Here is an 8,227-nt window from a genome sequence, read left to right on the forward strand (position 1 = left end):
TAAAGATAATTCTTGTTTTTGATTCATATTCATAAAAAACACGTCACCCTTTCTCATTAACATAAGAAAATAGTAACGTGCTTTTAACTTCAAAAATAGTCTAAATCCTTAAGTTGATGGATGTGTGGTGCTACCCCTTATAACAAGAAACATAAAACGGGCATTTTTTCCAACTTATACTTCTTTTAGTTTACACTCACTTTATGCTTTCACTAAGTTAAGCTCTCTAATACTTTTCTAATGAGATTAAAATATTTCTTTTTACTGTTGCAGTTTCATCTAAAAAATCAATCATTAAATCTATCTAATACTCCTTTTTATAAATCCTTTACTTTTTCCAAAACTGTTCCAGTAGAATGACGATCATGGTACCCACGAGTAATCCATTACTTAAAACATATTGTAAGGAAGAAGGAATTCCGCTAAATGCGCTTTCCGGAAGAAACATTATTCCTAAACTGATTAATAATGTAATTCCTAATATAGTTAATCGGCGTTGATTTAATTCTTCACGTAAAATCGATTGAAATGAAATGCCTATTACTTGGACAAATGTTGCTAAAAGGGCAGCATTAGCAATAGGGCCTGGAAGCAAGGATATAAAGCTTACAATTGAGGGAATAAACGAAATTCCTGCTAATATAAGACTTGCTATAAGGAATGAATTCATTTTTCTTTGTCCTGTTAGTTGAATAAATCCCGCTGATGCAGGTAATGGTACAATTCCAATTGTAGAGAATAACGATGAGATAATATGTGATATACCTCCGACCCATATACCACGGTTGAGTGTTTGCTTTTCATTTTCTTTAGATAAGGGAGCTACTTGTTTTACAGCTGAAATAGCCGCAATTGTATTTGCAACTAAAAGAAATGTAAATAAAGTTGCAGTTAGGGTCATTCCAATATCGAATCTAGGTGTCCCCCAAGCGAATATCTGCGGTAACTTAACTAGCTGTGTGTGTGAAGGCATATGAGATGATTTTCCTAAAACAGCATACAAAAGCCAACCAAATGAGATTCCAAGTAACACAGCGTAACTTTTCATCCATCCTTTCCCTTTAATTGATAAGAAAGTAATAAGGGCAAAAACAAAGAGTGCAATAGTAGCTGTTGGATAGTCAGGATGAGTTGCAGATCCTTGTAATCCCATCATTCCTTTTAGTAACACACCACTAAGCTGAAGTGCTAAGGTTAAAAGAAAAGTTCCTGTAACTAAAGGGGTAAATAAACGTAAGATTCGATGAACAAGCCCTGTTATACCAATAACGAAGAGTAATATACCTGCAATAATTAATCCACCTTCTAAAAGTTGCAACACGTCTTTTGCACTTTGTCCCTGATGCATAGCGACTTGTCCTAGTATGACAAATATACTTATCCATGAACCCGCTGGACCATCCGCAATGGGATAGTTATGTCCAAACAAAGCTTGTATAAATGAACTTACTCCCACGACTAAAAAAGTGCGCTGCATTAATGTTGAAATATCTTCTATTGATAAATGGAATATACCGCCAATAATGATAGGTAATGCAATTGCATTTGCTAATAAAAAAACAAACCACTGTAGAATATTAAAGCTTGTATTAAAGTATTTTTTATTCATATTATTCTCCTTTACCGAAAAAGAATCTCATAGTAAAAATCCATCCTTTCTATACAGTTAAATTAAAAAGGATGGATTTTGTAACTCTATAAAATCATTTTAATTATATAGATAGATTTTTGATTAATTACCATGTACGGAACGGTAAGAATTTCCCGTTAAGTGTAATAACGATACGAGGATCGCCACCTTTTGGATCTTCTTGTGTATCTACACCTAGATTGAAGTTAATTGCACTCATTACACCTTCACCGGCTTTTTCTAAGATTAATTCTCTAAGAGTTGGTGCGTATTGTAACATCATTTCATATAATCGATATAAGATTGGGTCAGTAGGAGGCATTTGCATTACTTGACCTCTAAGTGGAACTACTGTTAATGCCTGAACTACTTCTCCATCTAATTCCAATAGCTTACCGATTTTTTCTGCTTCCGGACGTGTCATTGTAGCTTGTCCTAATAATGCTGTTACAACCCAAGTCTCAGAGTTTTCACTTACTTTTGAAATTTCTTCCCATGTTAAGCCTTTTGCAATTTTTGCTTCCATAATTTTTTGCGTGGCTTCTTGTCTATTCATATCTAATAACTTCCCTTCATTTAAGTAATAATTAATTTTTCATACCACTTAATGTTTTATATCCATCAACTACTAAATCTAATTTACCTGTGTGAGGATCAATAACTAAACCATGTACAGGAACATCTTTTGGAATAAGTGGATGATTTTTTACTAAATCAACATTAGCTTGAGTTGAATCGCAGACATCATCGAATCCAAATAACCATTTTTCAAGGTCAACACCAGCATATTCAATAGCTGATAGAATTTCTGGTGAAGCTACTCCACGGTCTAATATCTTTTGAATTGTTCCTTTGGGATTAGTTTGACCCGCCCCACATCTATGGTGTCCGATAAGAAAGATTTCATCTGCATTTAGATCATATACTGATGCTACAACACTTTGCATAACACTATCGAAAGGAGAAGCAATCTTACCACCTGCATTTCTGATAACTTTTGCATCTCCATCGTGTATATCTAAAGCTTTTGGAAGTAGCTCAATTAAACGAGCATCCATGCAAGAAACAACAACCATACGTTTCTTAGGCATTTTTTTTGCTTCACTGGGGGCGTATTCCTTATTTTCTACAAATTTTTCATTGAACGATAAAATATCTTGTAATAACATATTTGTAACCTCCTTTAAATCTAGATGTATTTTTTTGTTGCGTCCTCTGTGTTATAAGTAAATATAACTGATAAACAATGCGATGTAAGAGGATAAACTTAGTATAGTGAATTGTATCGATAAGCTGAATAAGTCGGCGAAACACTTTCTGCTTTTCTACTTTCACGATGAAAGGATTGGTTTATATTATTGATCAAACAGATTTTGAGATACTGAAATTATTAGGAGAAAACTCAAGAATACAATGGAAAGAATTAGGCCAAAAAATACATATGACGGGGCAGGCTGTAGGAAATCGAATCAGGAGATTAGAGGATTTAGGGATTATTGAACAATATACAATCGCAATAAACCGAATCAAACTAGGACAAACAGTGACTGCATTTGTTACTTTGTTTGTAACATCAGCTAATCATCAAGAGTTTATGAATTTCTTTCAAAAAGAAGAAGAAATTTCTGAGGTACATCGTATAAGTGGTGAAGGATGTTATTTATTAAAAACACATTTTGCTTCTAATGAAGAATTGGATAACTTTCTAGGGAGACTATTAAAGTATGGGAATTATCGTGTTAACCTATCAATAGGAAAGTTAAAATAAAGTCTCTTTTCTTCGGAGGGGATACGTTATTTTCTAATCCCTATTCGTATAGAGATTAGAAAATCGTTTAATTTTTATCTTAAATAGTCAGAGCCTTACTACAATTTGTGTGTAGTAAGGCTTTTTAAAGTTGTTTAAAAAATGCGAGTCATTCTATTCAACAATCGTGCTGAATTATTGTGGGGAAATATGTTACTTTGAAGTTAAGTCATCCTTTGTTTTCTCTAAAGTAAACACATTCGTTTTTCAAGAAACATCTTGTACAACTAAATTCTGTTTTTGTAGATAAACAGCTTTATCTGACTGTTTGGCTACGTCTTGTGAATGAGTTACAACAATAATACATTTATTTTCTTTATGTGCTAACTCTCTAAACAACTCAATAACTTCCATGGACGTTTCTTGATCTAAGTTTCCAGTCGGTTCATCTGCAATTAACAAATCTACATTACAAGATAATGCACGAGCGATTGCGACACGTTGTTGTTGCCCACCGCTAAGCTGTAACACATTCCTTTTTGCTTCTATTTCTGTCAATCCTACTTTTTTTAGTAGCTCCAATGCTCTTATCCTTTTGTCTTTTACATCGACTCCTGTTATTTCCATTGCTGTTATAACATTTTGAAGTGCGGTCATATACGTAATGAGATTATAAGATTGAAAGATAATTGATACATACTGATTTCGATAGTAGTCGAGACCAATTTTACGTATATCCGTTCCTTTATATAAGACATATCCACTTTTTGGAACGTCTAATCCACTGGCTAAACTAAGAGTTGTTGTTTTTCCTGAACCAGATGGCCCTAAGATAGTATAAAAACTTCCAGTTTGAAAAGAAAAATTTACATTTTGTAAGATTGTAGTTCTCTTATTATTACTTTCATAATGATAATTGATATTTTTAAACTGTAAAATTGTCTCCATATAAATTCTCCTTATTCGTCTTTTAATAAAATCTGTTTTGGATTTAAACGAAGAATGGATAATGCCGGAAGAATCGTTCCTAGCATAGCGATTCCTAATCCAATTCCCCCTACTTTTCCTAAATCTTCAGTTGAAATACTTACATCGATATTATCAACCGGATCTACGTCTGCAGCAGGGTTACCACTTAATTTTGCTATAGGATCTTCCGGTTTATCTTCATTCTTTGCTATTTCACTAGATAACAGATTATCACAAACTTTTTGAGAAACTTTCTCTCCTGTTGCTAAAGATAAACCAAAAGCTAATACAGCAATACATAATACCTCAACTAGTAGTTGACCCATTAACTTCCATTTTTTCTCGCCTATAGATAACAAAATTCCCATTTCTTTTCTACGTTCCTTAATAGAGAGCATAATGATTAATCCTAAAATCGTTGCACCTGCGATAGACACCATAATTACAATCGTTTTCGAAAAAGATGCAATATTTTCGATTGGACCAATCATCTGTTTATAAACATTATCTTGTGCATCTAATTCATAGTACGCTGGTAACCCCAATTTTTTTGCTTCTTCTTTAAATGCATCAATATCCTTAGGATCCTTTAATGAATAGATTGCATTTTCCAGTGAATTCATAACAGAATACGGTACATATATTTGATTAGCAGGCTCTAATAAAGCAAAAGATTGCCCCCCAAAAGATGGAGCCTCTTCTTTAGACTCATATATACCTATAATTTCTAGCTCTTTCGTGGTAAGTTCCTCATCCATTACTTCACCTATCTGTAATTTATCACCCACTTTTAAATTGTTTTTTTCAGCTAGTTTTTTTTCAATCATAGCAACGTTTTTTCCTACTGTTTTTGACGTAATTCCCTCTCCTTCAACAAGTTTTAATTTTTTGTCTTGAGCAGCTTCTAATAAAGAAAAGTCTCTAACACCCTGTAAAGTGAAATTTAAATTATTATTTGGACCAAATGATTGAGCTCCTCCAGATGGTTCGACATTATGAAGCTCTTTCAGCTCAGCAATAACACTTTTTAGATAATTATAGTGATCTAAATACTTAGAGTTCTTTAATTTATCAGCTTCTTTTTTTTCGATACTTGGTACCTTTCTTGCTTCATTAGCATTTTGATTGCTGTTTTGTTCTTCCAAATACTTATTTATATCGATTCTTAAGTTGATATCAGCTCCTAATTGTTGCCTAGCCAAATCTGTTGCCTTACTGGATGCACTTTGAATCGTAAAACCAGCGAATACCAAATTAGTAACAACTAGAAAAATAGCAAGTAATATAAGTGACTTTCCCTTTCTTGATTGTAAACTCAAAAATGATCGTTTGATAAAATTCATGTTCTCTAACCTCCTTGATGCTATAGTAGTGTATCCATCTGGAGTTTATATGGGGATTATCTAGAGATATGTGAAGTTTATATGAGTTTCTGGTGCAAAAACTTCAAGATAATTGCAAGTAACCTTTTAAATTTGGACATATAAACTGTGATTTAGACCATAACCTTGCCACTTTGGCAAATTTCTGCTTACAACGATAAAATTTTAAATCCATCATAAAATCGCTTAATATTATAAAGGCATTAAAAATAAGGTTTTACCAAACCCACTTAATAACACTTAATTATAGGAGCGTTATCGTACATTATAACTTAAAATAACTTGCATAATAACTTATTTTAACTTAACATATTCTTATGGAGGTTACTTATGAATCAAGAAGAACGATTGATACGAGTCTTTAATTATTTAGAAACAAATAAAACTATGAATATAAAAAAAATGTGTGAAATGTTTCATATCTCAAGAGATACTGCAAGAAGAGATATAGTAAAACTTTCAAAAAACAAAGCAATAGTTAGAACTTATGGCGGAGTGGCTTTAGCTACTTTTCATAAGAAAATTGATACTTATCAAGTTAGGTCACAGACTGAATTAGAAACGAAAAAATCGATTGGAATGAAGGCTGCAAATATAATTGCAAACAATGACATGATTTATTTAGACGTTTCAACAACTGTCAACTTTGTAGCGCAACATTTACAATCAAAGAACGTAACTATTGTGACGAACTCTATTGATACTGCTTATATGTTAGCTCAATCTGAAGATACGACTATTCACCTTTTGGGAGGAACTTTAAATAAGGTTTCTCGACATACTACAGGGACTTCGACCACTGAAAAACTCAAAGATTATCACTTTGACAAGGTATTCATTGGAACCGCAGGTATTACAGAAGACGGGATATACTATGGTTTTGAAGAAGATATTTATTTCAAGCGTGAATTAATAAAACATGCTGATCAAGTTATTTTAGTGGCAGATCACACTAAATGGAATCAGCGACGAAATTATAAGGGTTTAACGCTTGAATCTATAGACACATTCATTACAAATCAAGTTATGTCTAGTGATTTATATAACACTTTGAAAGAAAACGGTGTTGAAGTAGTAATTGCAAGTGAAGATTAAAAAATCGGGAGGATTTATTTTGATTACATCTCTTGTTTTTGACGTAGACGGCACAATTTTAGACACAGAAAAAGCAATACTAAAATCCTTACAAAAAGTTTTAAAAGAAGAACTAAAGGAAGATTTTGCGTTACAGAATTTAAGATTTGCATTAGGGATTCCTGGAAAAGAAACCTTAAAAAAATTAAATGTTAAAAATATAGACGTTGTCCATCCGAAATGGTGCAAATCCGTACTAGATTTTTCCCATGAAGTTTCGGTGTTTGAAGAATTAGAGAACGTTATTAAAGAGTTATCCCTTAGTAAATTAAAGCTAGGGATTGTTACATCAAAAACTAAGCAAGAATTAATAGACGAGTTCGAGCCATTTGGTCTAAGCGATCATTTTGAACGTATAATTTGTGCGTGTGATACGGATAAACACAAACCACACCCTGAACCATTATTAGCTTGTTTGAAACAATTAGATGTTCCTAATAATGAGTCAGTATACATCGGAGACTCTATATACGATATGCAATGTGCGAAAAGTGCTGGTGTTAAATTCGCACTCGCTTTATGGGGTTCAAAGACAAAAGAAGGTTTTGAAAAGGCTGATTATGTATTAAATACACCAAAAGATATTTTAAATTTAATTTAACCAAGCTCGAGTCTAATAAAGAAATTAAGTTACTCACTAAAAAGTCGATTTCTTAACGTACAGGAAATCGACTTTTTATTTATAGGATTAGCGAAAGAAATTCGGTTATTGTTGGTGCTATCTTTCAGTGAAGGCTTTATTGATATTCTAGTTTTTTTAGCTAAGAACACGTTAACTCTAGTTGTCTTTATGGTTTATATTAAAATTCCGGCAAGTTTATGGGTTAATAATTAACTTACGGCTAATTAATAGATAAAATGATAATCAAAGTATTAGCTTGATAGGAATAGGGTAACATCACTTGCCTATCAACTTAATATTTTAAACACCCCCATAACAAAGTTTTTCTCTCTACAGTTATTTATGTAAACGCCATTGACTAATTTGTTTATAGACAATGCCATTTAACCAAAATAAAAAGGCCTAGATTGATCATATTTTAACGAATTTCCGGAAAGAATTCTCCTTCCTCAAGCGTGTGAAGGGAGTAGCCCAACGGTAGGTGGGAGATGAATTTCGGTTTGGCGTAGCCAAAAGGTTTTCCTTTTTATTTTGCCTCTGATATAATCAGTCTTATAAATGATAAAGGCTGGTATATAAATGAAATTAGATAGTAATAACCATTCAGTATTCTTGTTATATTATCACCTTGTGTTGGTCGTGAAATACAGAAGAAATGTGTTTGATGATGATATGTCAGACTATGCAAAAGATATGTTTGTTCGACTATCTGAAAACTATAACATCACATTAGTTGAATGGAA

8 protein-coding genes and 1 pseudogene are annotated in these 8,227 nt (G+C 32.6%); 4 read left to right on the forward strand and 5 right to left on the reverse strand.

Annotated elements, in window-relative coordinates:
- Positions 1–328: 328 nt before the first annotated feature.
- From AC22L0_RS29020 to AC22L0_RS29030, 3 genes are all read right to left on the reverse strand, one after another.
- Entirely contained in the window at positions 329–1,609 is a 1,281-nt protein-coding gene (locus AC22L0_RS29020; RefSeq protein ID WP_487272567.1) for a purine/pyrimidine permease, read from the reverse strand.
- A 127-nt stretch (positions 1,610–1,736) separates the two neighbouring features.
- Positions 1,737–2,186 carry a cyanase gene (gene cynS / locus AC22L0_RS29025; protein ID WP_487272568.1) on the reverse strand — a complete coding sequence of 150 codons (450 nt, stop codon included), beginning with the start codon at positions 2,184–2,186 and terminating at the stop codon, positions 1,737–1,739.
- 31 nt (positions 2,187–2,217) lie between these two features.
- Positions 2,218–2,799, reverse strand: coding sequence for a beta-class carbonic anhydrase (locus tag AC22L0_RS29030; RefSeq protein WP_087967103.1), 582 nt, complete (start codon positions 2,797–2,799; stop codon positions 2,218–2,220).
- Positions 2,800–2,966: 167 nt separating this feature from the next.
- On the opposite strand from AC22L0_RS29030, the gene AC22L0_RS29035 reads away from it, so the two are divergent.
- Positions 2,967–3,398 (forward strand): Lrp/AsnC family transcriptional regulator, encoded by a 432-nt coding sequence (locus tag AC22L0_RS29035; RefSeq protein WP_048564971.1) that lies wholly within the window; start codon positions 2,967–2,969, stop codon positions 3,396–3,398.
- Between the two features lie 246 nt (positions 3,399–3,644).
- On the opposite strand, the gene AC22L0_RS29040 is transcribed toward AC22L0_RS29035, so the two are convergent.
- Complete coding sequence (locus AC22L0_RS29040) at positions 3,645–4,325, reverse strand: ABC transporter ATP-binding protein (RefSeq protein WP_087967101.1); 681 nt, start codon at positions 4,323–4,325, stop codon at positions 3,645–3,647.
- Between the two features lie 11 nt (positions 4,326–4,336).
- Positions 4,337–5,689 carry an ABC transporter permease gene (locus AC22L0_RS29045; RefSeq protein ID WP_087967099.1) on the reverse strand — a complete coding sequence of 451 codons (1,353 nt, stop codon included), beginning with the start codon at positions 5,687–5,689 and terminating at the stop codon, positions 4,337–4,339.
- A gap of 369 nt (positions 5,690–6,058) precedes the next feature.
- Between AC22L0_RS29045 and AC22L0_RS29050 the strand changes: the two genes are divergently transcribed.
- The 3 genes and pseudogenes from AC22L0_RS29050 to tnpA all read left to right on the forward strand — a co-directional run.
- Positions 6,059–6,823, forward strand: coding sequence for a DeoR/GlpR family DNA-binding transcription regulator (locus AC22L0_RS29050; RefSeq protein ID WP_086422586.1), 765 nt, complete (start codon positions 6,059–6,061; stop codon positions 6,821–6,823).
- A 19-nt stretch (positions 6,824–6,842) separates the two neighbouring features.
- Positions 6,843–7,463, forward strand: a complete 621-nt coding sequence (locus AC22L0_RS29055; RefSeq protein ID WP_487272569.1) for an HAD family hydrolase — start codon at positions 6,843–6,845, stop codon at positions 7,461–7,463.
- Positions 7,464–8,063: 600 nt separating this feature from the next.
- Positions 8,064–8,227, forward strand: a pseudogene (gene tnpA, locus AC22L0_RS29060) (IS200/IS605-like element ISBth16 family transposase); the annotation flags it as partial.

The sequence above is a fragment of the Bacillus sp. LQ01 genome (assembly GCF_057624735.1).

What these genes read in the sequence shown, in the direction of transcription:
- AC22L0_RS29035 (WP_048564971.1), top strand. Translation starts at nt 2,967, where the DNA reads ATGAAAGGATTGGTTTATATTATTGATCAAACAGATTTTGAGATACTG.
- AC22L0_RS29040 (WP_087967101.1), bottom strand. Translation starts at nt 4,325, where the DNA reads ATGGAGACAATTTTACAGTTTAAAAATATCAATTATCATTATGAAAGT.
- AC22L0_RS29045 (WP_087967099.1), bottom strand. Translation starts at nt 5,689, where the DNA reads ATGAATTTTATCAAACGATCATTTTTGAGTTTACAATCAAGAAAGGGA.
- AC22L0_RS29030 (WP_087967103.1), bottom strand. Translation starts at nt 2,799, where the DNA reads ATGTTATTACAAGATATTTTATCGTTCAATGAAAAATTTGTAGAAAAT.
- AC22L0_RS29020 (WP_487272567.1), bottom strand. Translation starts at nt 1,609, where the DNA reads ATGAATAAAAAATACTTTAATACAAGCTTTAATATTCTACAGTGGTTT.
- AC22L0_RS29050 (WP_086422586.1), top strand. Translation starts at nt 6,059, where the DNA reads ATGAATCAAGAAGAACGATTGATACGAGTCTTTAATTATTTAGAAACA.
- cynS (WP_487272568.1), bottom strand. Translation starts at nt 2,186, where the DNA reads ATGAATAGACAAGAAGCCACGCAAAAAATTATGGAAGCAAAAATTGCA.